The 19,533-nt window shown below is 43.7% G+C and carries 10 protein-coding genes; 5 read left to right on the plus strand and 5 right to left on the minus strand.

What is annotated here, in order from left to right:
• The first annotated feature begins 88 nt into the window (after nt 1-88).
• The 4 genes from DQQ10_RS13630 (at nt 89) to DQQ10_RS13645 (ending at nt 8,588) form a co-directional block, all read left to right on the plus strand.
• Nucleotides 89-3,331 (plus strand): Ig-like domain-containing protein, encoded by a 3,243-nt coding sequence (locus DQQ10_RS13630; protein WP_112747431.1) that lies wholly within the window; start codon nt 89-91, stop codon nt 3,329-3,331.
• Between the two features lie 131 nt (nt 3,332-3,462).
• Nucleotides 3,463-3,870: a response regulator gene (locus DQQ10_RS13635; RefSeq protein ID WP_221409731.1), complete on the plus strand. Its 408-nt coding sequence runs from the start codon at nt 3,463-3,465 to the stop codon at nt 3,868-3,870.
• A 3-nt stretch (nt 3,871-3,873) separates the two neighbouring features.
• Nucleotides 3,874-6,243, plus strand: coding sequence for a PAS domain-containing protein (locus DQQ10_RS13640; protein WP_112747432.1), 2,370 nt, complete (start codon nt 3,874-3,876; stop codon nt 6,241-6,243).
• Between the two features lie 308 nt (nt 6,244-6,551).
• On the plus strand, nt 6,552-8,588 hold the full coding sequence (locus DQQ10_RS13645; protein ID WP_133259645.1) for a cellulase family glycosylhydrolase: 2,037 nt from the start codon (nt 6,552-6,554) through the stop codon (nt 8,586-8,588).
• A 128-nt stretch (nt 8,589-8,716) separates the two neighbouring features.
• Here DQQ10_RS13645 and DQQ10_RS13650 read toward each other — a convergent pair whose 3' ends face one another.
• From DQQ10_RS13650 to DQQ10_RS13665, 4 genes are all read right to left on the minus strand, one after another.
• Entirely contained in the window at nt 8,717-12,178 is a 3,462-nt protein-coding gene (locus tag DQQ10_RS13650; RefSeq protein ID WP_112747571.1) for a ThuA domain-containing protein, read from the minus strand.
• A gap of 84 nt (nt 12,179-12,262) precedes the next feature.
• Nucleotides 12,263-12,691 (minus strand): response regulator, encoded by a 429-nt coding sequence (locus DQQ10_RS13655; RefSeq protein WP_112747434.1) that lies wholly within the window; start codon nt 12,689-12,691, stop codon nt 12,263-12,265.
• 3 nt (nt 12,692-12,694) lie between these two features.
• On the minus strand, nt 12,695-14,170 hold the full coding sequence (locus DQQ10_RS13660) for a sensor histidine kinase (RefSeq protein WP_165823928.1): 1,476 nt from the start codon (nt 14,168-14,170) through the stop codon (nt 12,695-12,697).
• 118 nt (nt 14,171-14,288) lie between these two features.
• Nucleotides 14,289-15,371 carry a substrate-binding domain-containing protein gene (locus tag DQQ10_RS13665; RefSeq protein WP_112747436.1) on the minus strand — a complete coding sequence of 361 codons (1,083 nt, stop codon included), beginning with the start codon at nt 15,369-15,371 and terminating at the stop codon, nt 14,289-14,291.
• Between the two features lie 377 nt (nt 15,372-15,748).
• Here DQQ10_RS13665 and DQQ10_RS13670 point away from each other — a divergent pair, with 377 nt between their 5' ends.
• The gene (locus DQQ10_RS13670; RefSeq protein WP_165823929.1) at nt 15,749-18,022 is read left to right on the plus strand and encodes a TonB-dependent receptor; all 2,274 of its coding nucleotides are present in this window, start codon (nt 15,749-15,751) and stop codon (nt 18,020-18,022) included.
• Between the two features lie 120 nt (nt 18,023-18,142).
• On the opposite strand, the gene DQQ10_RS13675 is transcribed toward DQQ10_RS13670, so the two are convergent.
• Complete coding sequence (locus tag DQQ10_RS13675) at nt 18,143-19,234, minus strand: hypothetical protein (protein WP_112747438.1); 1,092 nt, start codon at nt 19,232-19,234, stop codon at nt 18,143-18,145.
• Nucleotides 19,235-19,533 lie beyond the last annotated feature (299 nt).

Raw genomic sequence — 19,533 nt, forward strand, 5'->3', positions numbered from 1 at the left:
AACACTCTCACACGTTATGTTAATGTGAGCATGCAATTGAACAACCCGTGTGTTCACCGATTGGAATAATGTTTTAGCGGACACCAGTATGCGACACTGGGCACAAAAAACACTTCTACTTTTTCTACTTGTACCGCTGGCTGCTTTCGGAAAGAAACCAAAGATTACTGGCCAAGTGCCCGTATCAATAACAGCAGGTACTTCCTATACTATTAAACTCCAAGACCTTCAAGTTGATGACAATAACTATCCGCAGGGATATGTGCTTAACGTTTTCGATGGGAAGGATTATACGGTAATTCAACATACCGTCACGCCCGATCCGTCATTTCAAGGAAAATTAAAAGTGCCAATAACTGTTTCAAACAATGAAGATGAAAGTAAACGATTTGATTTCATCATCGACATAGCGGTTCAGCAACAGGAACCTCCTGTCATCACCGGACAATCACCGTTGAGCACAAACGAAGGACAGGCTATAGCCATCGCGCTTACCGATTTGATTGTAAGTGATCCTGATAGCAATTACCCCGAAGGATTTTCATTAACGCTGTATGAAGGCAGTGGCTACACTTTTAGCGGAACAACCATAACGCCCGATGCAGGATTTGCTGGTACGTTAACGATTCCCGTGTCGGTCAACGATGGAACTGCAAATAGTGAACTCTTTAATCTTCAGGTTACGGTTGTTGCTGCTCCCAATCAACCACCAACGATCACAGGACAGGTTGCGCTCTCCACACCTGAAAATACACCGCTAACAATTTTGCTTTCTCACCTCACCGTGTCGGATGCCGATAATAATTATCCAGAAGGCTTTACATTATCACTTCAGGGAGGGGAAAATTATTCTGTCAATGGTGCGACGATCACGCCCACAGCAGGATTCTCAGGAACACTTACCGTTCCCGTTACGGTGAACGATGGAACAGATTCAAGCACGCCATTTTCACTCGCTGTTACCGTCTCGTCAGTAAATACGCAACCAACCATCACCGGACAAGTCCCTTTGTCGACGCCCGAGAACACGGCGATCACCATTGCGTTCGCGCATCTTACCGTAAGCGATCCAGACGATACTTATCCTGATGGCTTCACCTTGAATGTTGCTGCCGGCGCAAATTATACTGTCAACGGTACTACTGTAACGCCATCAGCAGGATTTTCAGGGACACTCATAGTTCCTGTTACCGTAAACGATGGTGAAGATACCAGTGTTCCTTTTAACGTATCCATTGCCGTAACGAATGTAAATGCTGTTCCAGTGATCACGGGTCAGGTTGCACTGACAACGCCGCGTAACACGCCCATCACTTTACAACTCTCGCATCTGACGGTACAGGACACTGATAATAATTATCCATCGGGTTTTACGTTGCACGTAACACCCGGTTTGAACTATACTGTTAACGGCACGACAGTAACGCCCTCAGTAGATTTTACAGGCTCGTTATCAATACCCGTTAGTGTAAATGATGGTACCGATGAAAGTGCTTTGTTTAATTTGGTCGTCGGTGTTTCCGCGCCGGCGAATGTAGTTCCTGTTATCACAGGGCAAACACCAATGACCATTACTGAAAATTCAACAGCTACATTACAGCTCTCGCATCTTACAGTAAACGACGCCGATGATGCCTATCCCACCGGTTTCACATTGAAAATACTTCCGGGTACCAACTATACCTTTAATGATAATGTTGTGACGCCCGCTGCAAATTTTACGGGTACATTAACGGTGAAAATTGTCGTCAATGATGGCGAGGCCGATAGTCAACCGTTCAACTTCAGCATCACCGTTAATCCAACCGTTAATGTAGCGCCGAAAATAACCGGACAAGTTCCAATTACCATCAAAGAGAACGAGCCACTCGTTGTGGAACTTACGCATCTCATTGTTACCGATCCCGACAATACTTTTCCAAATGATTTTTCTTTGGCAGTAATTGGTGGCGCGAACTATTCTGTTGCTGGCGATATCATCACACCTGTTTTAAATTTTACGGGAGCAATCAATGTGAAAGTCACCGTTAGCGACGGGGAGAGCACCAGTGCGCCATTCAATCTTCTTGTTACTGTCGTAGAGAATAATGTAAATCAACCACCGGTTATTACAGGCCAAGTTGGATTAAGTACATTTAAAAATGTGGCATTCAAAATATTGCTATCGCACCTCGCTGTAAGTGATCCTGATAATACTTTTCCGACTGGCTTTGTGTTGAAGGTGTTGCCTGGTCTTAACTACACGGTCTCAGGCACAACGGTGAAACCGACATTGAATTTTCTGGGAATACTTGCCGTGAATGTAGTTGTTAACGATGGTACTGTCGACAGCGCACCTTTCGCATTAAAGATACAGGTAATTGAAAAAAACGTGATGCAGATTATAGGACAAGTACCACTTACTATTCCAGAAGATTCGTCGCTGGTGTTGAAGTTGACAGACTTAAAAGTAAATGATACTGAAAGCGCATATCCAACAGGTTTTGCATTAACTGTTTCGCCAGGCGAACATTATACCCTAGACAACACGACAATTATTCCTGAAAGAAACTACGCTGGTAATCTTACCGTGAGTGTCACTGTTAATAAAGGCGGAGCAGCAACACCACCTTTCAATGTGTTGGTCGTTATTACGCCGGTGAATGATGCGCCGCTATTGAGCGAACTCGAATTGGATCCGTTGCTTTACAAGGCCAATGGTGGAAGTACTTACCTCACAGAGAATGCAGTAGTCACCGATGTCGATGATCAGGAACTCTTGCTGGCCGAAGTCGGACTAGATGAAAACATCTATCAACAGGGCAGCGATTTGCTGACATTCGAAAATACTGCCAATATTCGAAGTGTGTTTGATGCGAACACAGGCGTGCTTACACTGGTCGGTGCAGCGACACTTGAAGAGTACACAACGGCTATACGACGTGTGCAGTATCAGTTTGTTAGTGGTGATACGTTGCCAACGTCGTTGAACAAAACAATTTGGTTTCGGTTGAATGATGGAAAAATTCAGGGTGAAAAACAATCGCGTGTTGTGACCCTTGGTGAAAGTTTCGTACTTGACATACCGAATGCATTTACACCAAATCAAGATTTGTCGAACGATACTTGGAAGATAGGTTCATCAAGTAGTAGTGCCGCACTCGATCTGGCGATAATTCGTGTGTATGATAAGCGAGGTTTGCTCGTGTTTGAAGCGCAAGGATTGCAGTCGGAGTGGGATGGTAATTTTAATGGCGAACCGCTTCCTCCCGATGCCTACTTTTATACGATCGAATTAAATATGGCTTTCTCAACATCGCGGCACAAAGGTGTTGTCATGATTCTTCGCTAACTTTTTGGCATCAGATTTTAATAGGGCGAAAGATGTAGACACGCTTCTACAAGTTGCACCGAAAACAATATTCTTTATTGCCAATGATCGATTGTGCCGGGCGTTATGTAAAATAAGATGTAATTTGTACAATGCTCTCAATTGTATCACCGATCACATGTTTTTTAATAGACGACGACGCCGACGATGTTGAGATCTTTTCGATCGCTGCGGCTGAAATTGAAGCACCGATCGTATGTGTAACGGCAGTCGACGGTGTCGACGCATTGAACAAATTGAGTGGCGACGATAAGTTTATTCCTGACTTTATTTTTCTAGACTTGAATATGCCTCGCATGAATGGTAAGCAAACGCTCGCTGAGATAAAAAAAATACCAAGGTTAGCACACATTCCTGTCATTATTTATTCCACTTCGGCACGGCCACTCGACGTTGAAGAAACGCTGCAGCTTGGTGCGTTCCATTTTCTTACGAAACCATCGAGCATAACCAAGTTGACAAAAGAACTTTCCGCATTGATAAACTATCAGCGAAATTAAAACATGAGCGCCGTTAGCACCGATTTCGTCAACAACAAAAGCGAGACGAAGAGCTTCGCTTTCAATGAAACATACGATCAACTTTTACAGTTGTCTTCTGTGGCCATGTATGTCACCGATGATCAGGGATATATTCGTTGCTACAATTCAGCCGCTATAAAATTGTGGGGACGTGCGCCTGAAATCGGAAAGGATAGGTGGTGTGGTGCTTGGCGGATATTTGCAGCTGATGGAACACCGCTTCCGGTCGCCGATGCACCCATGGCCATTACATTGCAAACCGGAGAGCCGTTGGTAAACGTAGAAATTATCATCGAAACGCCGGACAATCTCCGTCGTAGCACACTGCACAATCCGAGTATACTGTATAATGAACAACACGAAGTTGTCGGCGCGATAAATACGATTGTAGATATAACCGAGAGAAAAACTTCAGAAGGGATTCTACGCGCTAATGATGAACTTCTACGACGTGCGTCAGAAGCTGCAGAGCTCGGAACGTTTGAAGGCGATCTTGTGAGTGATAAATTTATTTTTTCGAAGAGGATGTATGCCATCTTCGGACTAGCCGAATCTGAAGAAGTCACGCATGATACTTTGCTCAACATGCTTCATCCTGATGATCGTCCATTGCGAAATGTTGCAATGGAATCGGCGCTTCGAAATGGTAGCCTTATCTATGAAGTGCGGATGATTCGAAAGGATAACACCATTCGATGGATTCGTTTGAATGGAAAAATAATGTTCAATGCATCGGGTAAACCTGTATCGATTCATGGGATTGTGATGGATATCACTGATCAGCGGAACGCCGCGCAACGTATTTCTGATAGTGAAGAACGTCTAAGTTTTGCGACTGCATCTGCGGAATTGGGAACGTGGGACTTTCATCCATTAACAGGTGAATTAATTTGGGACGACCGTTGCAAAGTGTTGTTTGGGATACCGAGTGAAACAAACATGACTTACGATGTTTTCTTAGCGGCACTACATCCTGATGATCGCGAACGAACCAATGCGGTGGTTTCGTACATCATGAAACAGGAGAGTGGAGGTCTTTATGATATCGAATACCGGACGGTGCATCCGGATGAATCGATCAAGTGGATTCGTGCCAAGGGCAAAGCATATTACAACCTTTCCGGCGATGCTTATCGCTTCACCGGAACTGTGCTCGATATCACTGCGCAAAAACATGCTGAAGAAACGATTCGTGAGAATGAGGAGCGCTTGCGTTTGGCTTCCGAAGCAGCACAAGTAGGAACGTGGGATGTAGATTTGGTGTCTGGAAAAATTCAGGCGTCCGAAATCTATCGCGCGATCATGGAGTACGAAGCTGATGCCGTATTATCTGAGACGGATTTTATAGAACGAATTCACCTGCAAGATCGGGTGGTTGTATCTTCGATTCTTAATCCCGCCGATCGTCAAAGTAACTTCAAGTTTGAAGCACGTGTTTTGAAGTCAGATGGACAATACAAATGGGTTCGTGTGAATGGTCAGACTTTGTTCGATGCTAATCTTAGACCGTTTCGAATTTTAGGGACATTGATCGACATAAATGATCAACGTGCTCACAGCGACGCACTAGAAGAAACCGTGATGGAGCGAACACGCGCGTTACAGCTGGCGAAGGAGAAGCTTGAACGCTCGAATCAAGAGTTGGAGCAGTTCGCCTATGTAGCATCACACGATCTGCAAGAACCACTCCGCAAGATTCAAACCTTTTCGTCTCTGTTATCGAATCACATTAATCATTCGCCGGAAGCAGATCGGTATTTTGATAAAATAAATTCTTCGGCACAACGTATGTCTGTGTTGATTCGCGATGTATTGCAATACTCAAGATTGTCGAGCACTGGTGATGTAATGGCAGAAACTTCGCTTACGACAATTATTAAATCTGTTGTAGTCGATTACGAGTTGCTTATTCTTGAAAAGAATGCCGTAGTTGAAATCGGTTATTTACCACAGGTAATGGGAATTGCGCATCAGCTGCATCAGCTTGCGGCAAATATTCTGAGCAACGCGCTCAAGTTTTCAACGATTCATCCATTGATCGAAATTTTCTCCACACCGGTGTCGCGCGAGGAAGTGGCGATGTATCCAGAACTAAAAGATGATACAGATTACACCAAGATTACCTTCCGCGATAACGGTATCGGCTTCGAACAAAAATTCGCGGAACAGATCTTTACAATATTCCAACGCCTCAATACACGGGAATCATATAAGGGTACGGGTATCGGTTTAGCGATTTGCAAGCGCATCGTGGAAAGTCACGGCGGCCTTATTTCTGCAACAAGTGAGGTAGGAAAAGGCTCCACTTTCACCGTCATCCTTCCATTGCCTGCCACGTCCGACGCAGGTTAATACATTGTCCGACGCATATTCAGTCCGTTGTAACAGGTTCTTGGCGAATTCATCACTACGCATGGACGGGTCTTTACCATTTCGCTTCATCTCTCCCTATCGCCAACGCTGACGTATGCAACGTTGAAGTCGTTGGTGTACAGTGCGTTATACTGAATTGACGTAGTTAGGAAGTGATTGTTTTCGCGGCTGAAGTAATAGAGACGATACCAAAATTTATTGGCTTTGCGGGAAAGCGGTCATTTTTATACAAACGATTGCAGGATCTTTTGCAACGTTTGAACCAAACCATTCTAAACCCAAATCCTATGAAAGACCAAACTACCAAACCGTGGTTTCTCATGACTTTGTCGTGGTCATTGAGTCGTGTAACCAATCGTCGGCGACTACTACTACTTTCTTTTCTCTTTGTGCTCACCGCAGCGACCGCATTTGCACAAGGATGTTTCCTTTCAACTGTCGGACAGCAAGTGCGAAACAATGCCGGACAGAATGTTGTCCTTCGTGCGATGAACCTGGGCTATTGGACGGTACAAGAAGGTTATATGTTGAATCCGCAAAACGGAAATCTTGTTAATTGCGAATGGAAAATGAAGAAGCGTTATTTCGACGCCGGACTTTCTGAGGCGCAAGTGGAGGCTTTCTATCAAAGCTGGCGCGACAACTTTATTACAAAGGCCGATATAGATTACATCGCATCACTCGGATTCAACGCGATTCGTTTTCCGATGCACTACCAAATTTTCTTGACGCCATCACAGCGTACTGCACGCAATAATGTGATTCGGAATATTGGAAATCACGATGCCTACAAGGCTGCGTTGCAAACTGCATTGAATAACAATCAACTTTTTACCGATCCTAACTTAGAAGGTTTCAAGATGATCGATCGTCTTCTAGGATGGTGCGCATCCAACGGAATGTATCTTATCCTCGACCTGCATGCAGCGCCTGGTGGTCAAGGTGCTGATCAAAACATCTCGGACTTATTCTATGCTAACGATCTATGGAATCAGCAAGTGTTCAAAGATGTAACGAATAAATTTTGGGAACGTATTGCCGCGCGTTACAAGGGTGAAGGACGCATTGCCTGGTATGAACTCATCAACGAGCCCAATCAAGTACCCGGTAATCAGGTAATCCATGATTTGTATCAACGTCTTATCACGACGATTCGAAATCAAGGCGATAACCACATCATCATGATCGGTGGAAACGGCTGGGGTAATAATTATGACTACATGGAGCCGTATACGTTTTCTCCAAACTGGGGATTGATCTACAGTTCACATCGCTATTGGATTAATGCTTCTGACGATTGGGTTCGTGATCCGAATCCAAATCAAATTAACCGAATGATTAATCTCACAGAATTCAGAACAAGACATAACGTGCCAGTATTCGTTGGTGAAACGGGTGAGAATAACAATGATTGGCTGCGTCAAAATATTGCGTGGATGGAAGAGTGGGGAATTGGTTGGGCGCACTGGACTTACAAGCGACATGATGTAGGAGAAAACGCTGCCATGATGCGCATTGGTGGTGCTTATCCAACGGATGGGGTAGGCGTAATGTCGAGTGTACTTGAAAATATTAAGTATGCCAATAACATTAAGAACAACAATACCATTGCTGCGGTCATTGCAAGAAATCCTGCACCGTGGACTACCGGATGTTACAACGCACCACCACAAACGGCACCAATAGGTCAAACGATATGGCTACGTGGAAACAATAGTCAATATGTGTGTGGAGAGAATGGCACCCAGGCCATGCGTTGTAACCGTGCGTCCATAGGCGGCTGGGAGCAGTTTACCGTTGTCGATGCCGGTGGTGGTAAAATTGCCTTGAGAAGCCAGAATAAGTACGTGTCTTCAGAAAATGGTACGGCAGCGATTACATGCAGCAGAACAACGATTGGCGATTGGGAGAAATTCGATTGGATTATTAATGCCGACGGAAAAATTTCATTGCGTGGAAACAATGGAAGATACATCTCGTCTGAAAACGGAACAGCAGCAATGACATGTTCGCGTACTGCCATCGGAGGATGGGAAGCATTCAATTGGGGAACAGGGACAGCAGGGCGCATAGCAACAGAAGAAGGTACTTTTACTGCCGAAGAGCAACGTTTACTTTCCGTGTATCCGAATCCAACAGAAGGAAGTGTTACCATTCGCGTGAATGAACCATCCCAGGTTAATATCATAAGCACTTCGGGCAATGAGCTTTTGCAAAAACAAGTGGACGAATCGTTAACGCTTAATAATCTACGTGCAGGTATTTACATTGTGAGAATGCAAAATGCATCACGCATTATTACACAAAAACTCGTTGTTCGATAGAATATAACCAACCAATCCAACCCGGAGCCGCGCTCATTTGAGTGCGGCTTTTTTTTGTTCGTGAATATTTCACCAATAAAAAAGTCCACCAGTACTACTGATGGACTTTGTGCATGCTTGATAGAAACTTATCGCATCGATATCTTCGCCTTTGCCGGCGGGATCGGAATCATCTGTGCTTGGATGAGTACGAATAATGATTGTCCACCAACCGCTTGGTCATTCTTGTAAATAAAATAGAGGTCATGAAATCCGCTTGTTGCCTTTAGCGGTGCAGCTACAATGGCCGGTGTTGAACCTTTCGCTGGTGTTATTGCACCTGATGTTCCTATAATTTCTCCTGTCGGTGAGTCAATTCGCACTTCCATTGTACCGCCAACGAAGCCGTACTCTAAAGGTGCAGAGGCTACAAGAACAATTTGCGCGATGTGCGTAAGATCAATGTGCTTGAAACCTAAATACGCGTTGTTGTTTGAACCGATCATAAGCTGTATCGGTGGATCGGGTAGCGTGTATTGTTGAACGCCATCTTTGAGATCTGCTTTGTGGGCTTGGATTGTTCCACTATTCAGTACCATCACCTGCTCTGCAGATGCTGGAGGCATTCCGTTCGCACCCTTGTCAGTGTAAGCCGCGCGTAAAATGAATACGCCCTGATCGGGTACGCCTTTAGCAATCTGTGGCGTAAATGTTCCTTTAGCGGGAAGATTTTTCTTTGGTGGATTCGCAGCAAGACTCAAAATGTATCGAACGATCTCGCTCGCATCTGCTGGAGAAAGCTGGGGATGCGCAGCCATATTCACGTCGCCCCATACACCACCGCCGCCATTGATTATTTTCTTTGCTAAGTAATCAACTGCTTTGGGGTCGTCTTTGTACTTCTTCGCGATGTCGATGTACATCGGACCAACAGATTTTTTATCGATGATGTGACATGCTTTGCAGTCGCTGCCTTCCATCAATTGTTTCCCTTGCGCAAATTGTGCTGTGGCATCCGCAGATAAATGTCCTTGTGCTATTTCAATTTTATCGAACCCTTCTTTTAAGTAATCAATTGTGATCGATAAATTATCTTCTGTAATTCCACTTCCTAATGCACCATCTTCTTGATCACTCACTTTTACTTCATAATCAAAAGGAAGGTTGGGGAAGAAGAAAGACTTGTTGCCGTTCATGATGTCGAATGAAAGTACAGGTGGTTCATTTCCCGCAAGAATGATAATTTGGTTAGATGCTTTTTCTCCCTTACTGTCTGTAACGGTAAGGTTAGCGGTAAATTCTCCTACCTTATCGAAAGTGTACTTCGTGTTTTCATCTTTCAATGTGGCAATGGTCTCGCCGTTCTTTGAAGTGATCTTCCATTCGTATGAAAGATCATCGCGATCATAATCTTTTGTTCCCGCAGCAGAGAGATTAACGGACAATGGCACTGCGCCCTTTGTTTTGTCAGCGGCCATTCGGATCACTGGCTTGCGATTACCGCCATTATATTCGATTCGTACAAGTCTTGCATCGTCGTTGCCCATGAACCATGCTGTTCCATATTCCAACATGTAGAGGTCTCCATCTGGGCCAAACTCCATGTCCATCGGGTTACTAAATTGATAGCTCGGCATGAAGCGCTCCATTGAAACATAGTTTCCTTGTTCATCCATCGTCACGGCCATGATCCATCCACGCATCCATTCATAAATGAAGAGCTTGCCGTTGTAATAGTCAGGAAAAGCTCGCTTCGCTCCGTTGAAATCTTCGGTATAAAAAACCGGACCGGCCATTGCTGTTCTTCCTCCTTTTCCTACGAGCGGAAATTCGGGCGATACATCATACGGATACCAGATGAATGCTTTTTGCGCCGGCGGAAGTTCAGTGAGTCCAGTGTTGTTCGCAGAGTTATTAACGGGCTTAGCAGGATCGAATGCCGCACCTTGTTTACCAGTTTTAAAGTCGCGCGTGTTATAGGCACTGTTGTCTCCAATGAAATATGGCCAACCAAAAAATCCTGGCTTACGTGCTTGGTTGATTTCGTCGTAAGCACGAGGGCCTCGTCCTACAGAATCTTGTCCGGCATCAGGTCCTACGTCACCCCAATACAAATAGCCAGTTTTTTTGTCGACTGATATACGATATGGATTACGTGCGCCCATCGCATAAATTTCTGGTCGTGTCTTCGCTGTCCCTTTAGGAAAAAGATTTCCATCGGGAATGGTGTACGTGCCATCTGCCTCTGGATGAATGCGCAAAATTTTACCTCTCAGATCATTCGTGTTACTCGTCCCTTTCTGCGCGTCCCAAGGATTGCGTCCAGCACGATCGTCCATGGGTGCATATGCAGTTGAACGTGGACTAGTATTGTCACCAGTAGACACAAAAAGATTTCCATTCCCATCGAATGCAATCGAACCACCGGTGTGACAACATTGCTCACGTTGTACGTCAACTTCAAGCAACACTTTCTTCGATGATTCAATCAACTGATCTCCTTTGAATTCATATCGCGTTAAAATGTTAACAGGCTTTTCGCCAGCAGGAGAGTAGTATAGGTAGAGCCAATTGTTTTTTGAAAAATTAGGGTCGAGCGCAAGACCCAGCAATCCGTCTTCCGCCTCCGCCTGATTACCATCTTTAAATTTATATTTTGTACTCACCGGAATCGTCGTAACCAATTTCGTTTTACCGACAGCAGGATCATATAATTTTAGTGCACCCTTTCTTTCAATGAATAACACGCGACTATCGGGAAGTACAGCAAGCTCAACGGGTTCATTGAGTTTCTCATCGAGCACTACTTTCGCAAAACGGTTTTCTTCGGGAACGCGCTTCGTGCGTGCTTTTGTGAAATCCAATTCGACAGGTTTATCGCCACCCAGTACGTATTCTAATCCGCCACGCAGATGCCTTAAAAATAGTGGCTCTGAAAAACTTTCATTCGTGTGACCCATTGCCGTATAGAATGCCCGTCCTCCGTCGTACTCGTGATACCACGAGATCGGATGGTTGTCGCCATTGGTACCGCCCTCGTAAGATTTTTCGTCAAGCTTTACCAGTACCTTAATGTCAGGATTGATTTTTTTGAAATTGTAAAATTCATCACTTCGCTTAAATCTATCTGGGAGAGAATCTGACGATGGATGATTCTTGTCGATCGTAAAAAATTCGCCTTCACGAACATTTGGATTATTAGGATGGCTTTCAAAATACGCGCCAACGAGTTTTCCGTACCAGGGCCAATCATATTCAGTATCAGATGCCGCATGAATTCCAACATAGCCGCCTCCAGCTTGAATGAAACGCTCGAAATCATTTTGCTGTTGTTGATTTAAGACATCGCCTGTAGTGCTTAGAAAAATGACAGCGCTGTATTGTTTCAAGTTCTCTTCATTGAAGCGATCAGCGTTTTCGGTCGTATCGACGATGATTTGATCGGTTGCTGCAAGTTGTTTAATGGCTGCGATTCCTGCGGCAATAGATTCATGACGGAAGACCGTCGTTTTTGAGAAGACTAGAATCTTCGTTTGCTTTTTTTTCGTGGAGCAGCCTACCACGATCAATACCAAGACAAAAAGAGTCAACGCTCTTTGGGGTAAGTGCATTTTCATAAGGTTACTGGCGTTGGTTATGTATGTTGTACACAATGATAACTAAATTCCATGCGCCTTTCAACCTAGGGAGACCGATTAAATCCGGTTCTTAATGTTCATCAGATCAATCATTAAATGAAAACAATCCATGGATGACGGATTACTCAATTTCAGCGGTTTTACGATATAACCCGATACGCCCAACTTTGCCGCGGCTTCCTTGTCTACTTTTTCTTCGGATGTCGTTACCATGAAAACTTTCAGGTCTTTCCATTGATCATTTTTGCGGAGTGTCGACAGAAATTCGATTCCATTCATCTTCGGCATATTGATGTCGAGTAAAATCAAATCGGGATAAGTTCCTGCTGCGCGACTCGCTTCATGCTCTAAAAAACTGATTGCCTCTTCCCCGTTTTTTGTAACGTGCATTCTATGGAGGATGCTCATCTTATCCATCGTACGTTGAATGTCGATGATGTCGAGTTGATCGTCTTCTACAAGAAGTATGTTTATGATTTTATTCATGCGCTAATGTTTTGACCAAGTGAAAATGAATTTAGACCCTATGCCGATTTGAGAAACGATTTTGATGGTTTCATTTCGTTCATCGAGAATTTTTTTGACAATCGCCAATCCTACCCCGGTGCTTTCGTGTTGGTCACGCTCAGCAAGTGTTTGGAAGATGACGAATATTTTATCATGATAATGTTTGGCTATACCGGGGCCATTGTCGGCTACGCAAAAACGATATTCATTTTTTTCGGATTCGAAAGAAATGGTTACTTCTCCGGGAGATTTGTCATGGTAGGTGATGGCATTGTTAAGCAGGTTTGTAAAGATCATTTGCAACGGGAGTTTCTCGGTAACGAATACAGGCATGTTGGCAGCGATGTTAATGCTGACACCTGGCTTCATAGGAATACTTTCTTGGATCTCTTGCAACATTTTGCCCACGTCGACCATTTCTTTTTCAATACTTTCTCTTCCAATCCGTGCATAAGAGAGAATACCCCGGATGAGATTTTCTGCGCGAACAACACGGCCTTTTATCAACGCTAGATATTCTTTTACTTTTGGCGATAACTCATCTAAATGGTCTTCCTCAATCCATGTTGCTACGTTGTCGATTCCCCGTAACGGAGCCTTGAGATCGTGCGAAACGATGTGTGCAAACTGATCGAGTTCTCGATTCTTTCGCTTCAGCAATGCAATGTTCTCAGAGAGCGTTTTCGACATGTGGTTCAATGCGCTGGCAAGCCCGCTTAATTCATCTTTGCCTGAATCTTCAACATGAACGAGGTAATTTCCACCGGCAATTTCATCGGCCATGCGTACCAATTGTACCATTCTTGTGGAGATCCGGTAAGCAAGGAATCCGGCAATCAATAAACCGATAGCAACAGAAACCGTGGTGAGCAGAAAGGATATCGTTCTCGTTTCTTTAATTGATTGCTCCAGTGTAATCTTTCGCTGTGCGCGACGATCATATTCATAGTTGCTGAAATCGCGAAGTTTTGCTTGTAGTCTATTGTTGATTTGTTTTTCGAAGCCTGTGTTTAGTTTTTCACGATAGAGCCTTTGAAAGGCTTGCAAGCTACTATCCGACAAGTCGGCATTTCTTTTTGCGTTGATCAGTGGTGTCGCAAATTCCTGAAGCCATCGGTTATTCAACGCTTTGATCTGTTTGATATCTTGAAGCTGACTAGAACTATCAAACGTCATCAACTCCATTTCATGAATGAGGTCGTTGTTTTCGAGTACAGCAGAGTCGTAGGATTGCAGAAAGCTTGATTCTCCGGTAAAAAGATAGCCACGCAAGCCGCTGATCATATTGAGGATGTTGCGCTGAAAGCGATTGCTGCTACGGACCACAGTTGTCGACTTTTCAAAAAACTCTGAATTTTCATTCACCTTTTCTGACAGTCGCAGATTTACGGCGGTGGCGACTGTAAATAGCGCCAGGATGGTGAAAAATCCTAGAAATATAAAATACGAAATCTTCATCGGCATTCGGTATAAGCAATTGCCGTAGAGGTGTTAATCGCGGCGTGTACATCCGCTGGGTTGCCTTAAAATTGCAAGTTTTTCAGCAATACATCAAACAATGTTACCGAAGTATGCACTAGTGTGTTTGAATATATGAATTCAAGTTTTGCCTGCTGATGATTTCAAGCGGGAATAAGTACGCCGGCGGCAAACCTTTCTTAAACAAGAGATAGTTCACCAACTTACTAATACCAAGCGATGCTTGACGCTTTGAATCTTGGTTGATGATGAAGTCGATAATCCCCCGTTTCAGAGAGTCAATGTTAGGCTGTAACAGATCGTATGCAACGAGGCGAATGTTATTTTTTCCTTGCTTGTTGAGAATGGCCGACACAGTAGACGCACCTTTTGAAGTGGTTACTAAAATGCCTTTCAAGTTGTGATGCGTGAGCAACGTTTGAATCTTTTCCTGAATTTCTTTCTCATCGGGTGTGCTGATGCCCAGGCTTAACACATTGTACTGTGGACCTTGCTCTAAGAAATAATCATTAAACCCTTTTTCTTTTTCGTAAAGGTGAAGTGAATTATGAATATCGTCGTAGATATGTAGGATGGCAAATGTTCCTTCAGGTTGTCCTGTTTGAAGAAGTTCCGCGCCAACACGTCCACTCTCATAAAGATTTTGTCCGACAAAGGTTAATGGCTTTGCGTCAGGAATGGTATTGTTGAATAAAACGAAGGGGATATTTTTTTCTGTGCAGTGTTCAGAGAACTGCAATGCTTCTTGATAGAATATTGGTGCGATGATGATACCATCAAATTCCGATTGCAAAATATTCTCTGATACACGTTTGAATGATTCTTTATCGTAGAGATCAAAATAGATCGGTTCGATACGCACACCGTATTGTCCCCATTCCTCGAGGGCATGTTGAACACCATCGGCGGATTTTTTCCAGTATTCATCTTGCTGAGGATTCGGCACAAGCGCACAGACGCGATATGATTTGTTGGAGCCGAGGGTCCGCGCAATCAGGTTAGGTTTATAACCCGTCGTTTCCAATGCCGCCATTACCTTATCGTACGACTCTTTGGAAACTTCTCCGCGGTTGTGAATGACACGGTCAACGGTTCCGACGGAAACGCCTACCAACTTGGCGATGTCCTTAATTCTGATTGACGACTTTCCATTTCCGTTCGGTGCCATGCTATTATCCATAAAAAACGATTTAGTGCCCAGTGTGGCGTTTTAGCGTAAAATAAGTATCGTTTGCGTGCACGATTCAACCGTGTGCGGAAACGAAGTTAGAAAATCCTTGGAAATTCCAAATGCTCGCGTTTACTTTATGGCAGATTTACAGCGCTAGACGGTCAAAAACCGCTTAGTTCTCGAAATCCGACGTCTTTGGGGACGTCTTAAAATCTCGGGTTTAATTGGTTTGGATATGGGGCTACAGCAATGTAGCCTCTTCCTTTTTATAGCCGATCCGAACCGCCCACAAAATCGTTTTAGCATCACGCCATCGCATGATGGAAACAACCCCAACTTTATCTATAATCGCAGGTTCTTTTAAGAAAATGTGTAGAACAGAATTCATGAAAACAATGAAAATCAAATTTTTGCTCGTACTCCTTTTGGTTTCCAATATGGTGTTTGCGCAGTCTATTACAGGAATCATTTTCAGCAATGATCAAAAGCCAGTAGTAGGCGCTTTCGTTCGTGTATTGAATACGAACCAAAACACCCTATCGGATTCTGAAGGTAAATTTTCGCTGTCGCTTTCAAATGGAAAATATACGCTCGCCATTTCAGCGATCGGCTTCGCGGAAAGTAATCAACTCGTAACCGTACAAGACAATGCTGAGCCGGTGCGCATCACGTTGACCGAGTCAGTCTACCAGTTGGATGACGTTATCGTTACTGCAGAGAAGGAAGAGACAGATGTACAAAAAGTGCCTTACAGTATCTCCGCCATTTCTTCGAAGAAGGTGAATGACTATCGCCTTTGGAATATCAAAGATATTACGGCGATCGTTCCAACATTATATTCCGCTAACCCTGGCGATAACCGAAATGTCACCTCCATCCGCGGTATTACTTCTACGTCTTACGATCCGGCAGTTGCCACCTACGTCGACGGTGTCAATCAATTCAGCTTAGATACTTATATCGCCCAGTTGTTCGACGTTGAACGAATTGAAGTTCTTCGCGGCCCACAAGGAACACTTTACGGTCGAAATGCAATGGGTGGTGTAATTAATATCATCACAAAACAACCGACTAATCATGGAAACGCATTTGCTGAGTTGAGTGCCGGCACTCATGGACAACAACGTTATGCCCTGGGTGTAAGAACACCGTTGGTAAAGAATAAATTGTTCTTCAGTGCTTCTGGCATCTTCGACAAAACTGACGGTTTCTATACCAACACCTATAATGACAGCGATTTTGATAAGCGAAAGAGTTTAACCGGAAATTACTTCATGACTTGGATGATCAATCCTGCATGGTCTGCTACATGGAATGTAAAGCATAGTAACAATAGAAATGATGGATCTTTTCCGCTTGTGATAAGTACTGAGGAGGCTTTCAATAATCCATTTAAACTTGAACAGGATGCCATCACGGAACTTGTTGATGATGTGTTTAACGCGAGCATGAAAATCAATCACAGTGGTGAGCGAATTACATTTACTTCCTTAACCACATATCAATCTAATTATCGTTACTACAGAGATCCGATCGATGCAGACTTCTCTGGATTTCCGTTCATGACGATCGTGAACAACTATGGTAGAGATTGGAACAATGTCAAAGTTGCTACGCAAGAATTCAAGTTGGCCTCTCCTGTTGCCTCATCTTCTCCATTAAAATGGACTGCAGGTGTCTATAGCTTCGCACAACAAGCACCAGTGAAACAAGGTTACTTCGTGATGGGACAGGGAGAACCTGATGTGACGGAGTCTGATAACGTGGGGGCTGCTGTTTATGGTCAAATAACATACACCGTTGGAAAATTTGACGTCATCGGTGGATTGCGTTACGATTATGAAGAGCGTGAAATGAACATCGTCGATACGCAGAAGAAGAGCACATCTTACGGGGCTTTATCGCCGAAAGTTGGCGCAACTTTCCATGTAAATGACAATAGCCAACTCTATGCTGCTTACACAAGAGGTTTTAGAACGGGAGGAATATCGCTAAGCTCGGAAGATGTTTTATTCGAGTTTAATCCAGAGTACAGCAATAATTTCGAATTAAGCTTTAAGAATTTGTTGTTCGATCATAAAGTTACTTTCAATGCCGCTGCTTTTTATGTGATCGTGAATGATATTCAAGTTCCTACACTGATGCAAGAAGGTTATACTGTCACAAGAAATGCTGGTAAACTTACAAGCAAGGGATTGGAATTTGAAGTTAATGCGACACCTGTTAAAGGGTTACAGATTGACTACAATGTTGGACTCACAGATGCGACGTATAATGATCTTAAATTTGCTGGCAAGATGGAAGACACTGATGTTGTGTTTGATTGGGATGGACATCGTCAAGTTTTTACACCGAACGTAACGTCGATGCTCGCTGTTCAATACAATTATGTTGATACCGAAGATGTTCGCTTATTTGTGCGTGCGGAATGGGTAACCATCGGCAAGCAGTACTTTGATCTCGGCAATCAAATTAAGCAGTCATCTTATCACTTGGCTAATGCACGAATTGGCGTTGCATTCAATGGCTTTGAAGCATCTCTTTGGGGGAGAAACATCGGAGACAAGCACTACATTTCCTATGCGTATGATTTCGGTGGTATCCACTTGGGCAACCCTGCAAATTATGGGATAACTGTTAAGAAAAGTTTCAGTTTCTAATTGCGCGCTTTCTGAAAGAAGGTCGTCTACTAACTAGGCGACCTTTTTTTGTTTTCGGTTTGAAAAGAAAAGGCCCCCTCATTATTTGAGAAGGCCTTGAACCATAGACATGGATGAGCTCTATTGATTTTGAAGGAAGCCTGTGTTCGTACTTCCGTCGACGTAGCACTCGTTGATTGCTGTAAGAACTTCCGTTAACTGCGATGCACTATAACTCGAAGCGCATCCACCTAACACCTTGTTTGCTTCGGCGAGTACTTCCGAAACAGTCCAACCTTCGAACGTACCTGAGGTAATTGTTGAGTTGATCAAGTTGCTGGAAGAATCGCCGAAGTCAGCGTCCCACGAATCAAAACCTGTTGATAATGTCAAAGCGGTAACATGACTGGCGAGAACATTTTTCGGATTGTTACTGCTCTTGTTTGTATTCACGGGGTTAACGTAACTCTTTGTGAGCGCGCCGGGTTGTCCACCTTGCGGCAGAAAGTTTGTGACCGCGTGTGCCGATGTTAGTGTAATGGTGTGATCGCACCCTAATACAATACCATTTGGAAATGCTGCTGCAAAATTAGCGTGTAAATAAACCCCTGGGTTGTCGCCATTAGGAGGTGCGCCCCATCCACCGGGTGTTTGTGTTCTTAAATTTTTATCGTCTGGATCCTCTGGTTCTTCTGGCTCATCACAATTGCAATAATCCGTGGACGAAGTTGATGTGACCGTTTCTAACTCACTGTTGATGGGACTGAATCGTCCAATGGTGACGGCGATTTGAATACAACCACAGTCTGGGAGCGATGACATTGGAATGGAAAGTGAGCCCGCCCGTACTTCGTTATCCATAGGATAAGTCTGTCCGTAAGGGAAATTTGCAGGATCTGGTATCGCATTGCAATCTCCTGCATAAACTTTGACATTGACTAAATACCATTCACTCAATGATAGATCATAATCAATGACAATTTCCTCCGCATGAACGCTTACCGTTCCGTAACCTTCTTCACTTACGTTTGGAACTGCAATAACGAACGTGGTGCTCTGTTCGCAATTAACACCGGTTGTCGTGATAAGTCGACCGTTGTTTTTATTGCGAATAATTTTGATTGTTTCAGTCGTGAACTCCTTGAGGTCCGACTGATCGATCACGTCCTCCCTTTCTTCCTGACAGGCAAAAGGAATGAGGACCATGAGAAAAAGCCAACTAAGTTTTTTCATGGTGTAAATAGTTTAGGGTACGAGTTCACTGAAATTACAGAATGTAATGTTGAACTTGTTTTTTGTACGATTTAATTGCAATCCATTCAATCAAACGGCGCGAATGATAGAATAAAACGATAGTGATTGTCATACTCAGCGCGTGACGTTTATAGTAAAAGATAAAAATATTGAAACCTTAATAATCAGGTGTGGCGTTTCATTCTGAACTACATCGCTCGAAAAATTATAAGAAAAGAAATGCCGCGGGGTTAGTTTCGATGCGTTAGGAATGTTTGTTTAAAAAAACGATTTAAAAA

The sequence above is a fragment of the Pseudochryseolinea flava genome, from assembly GCF_003286915.1.
In the GTDB taxonomy this organism is placed as follows: domain Bacteria; phylum Bacteroidota; class Bacteroidia; order Cytophagales; family Cyclobacteriaceae; genus Ohtaekwangia; species Ohtaekwangia flava.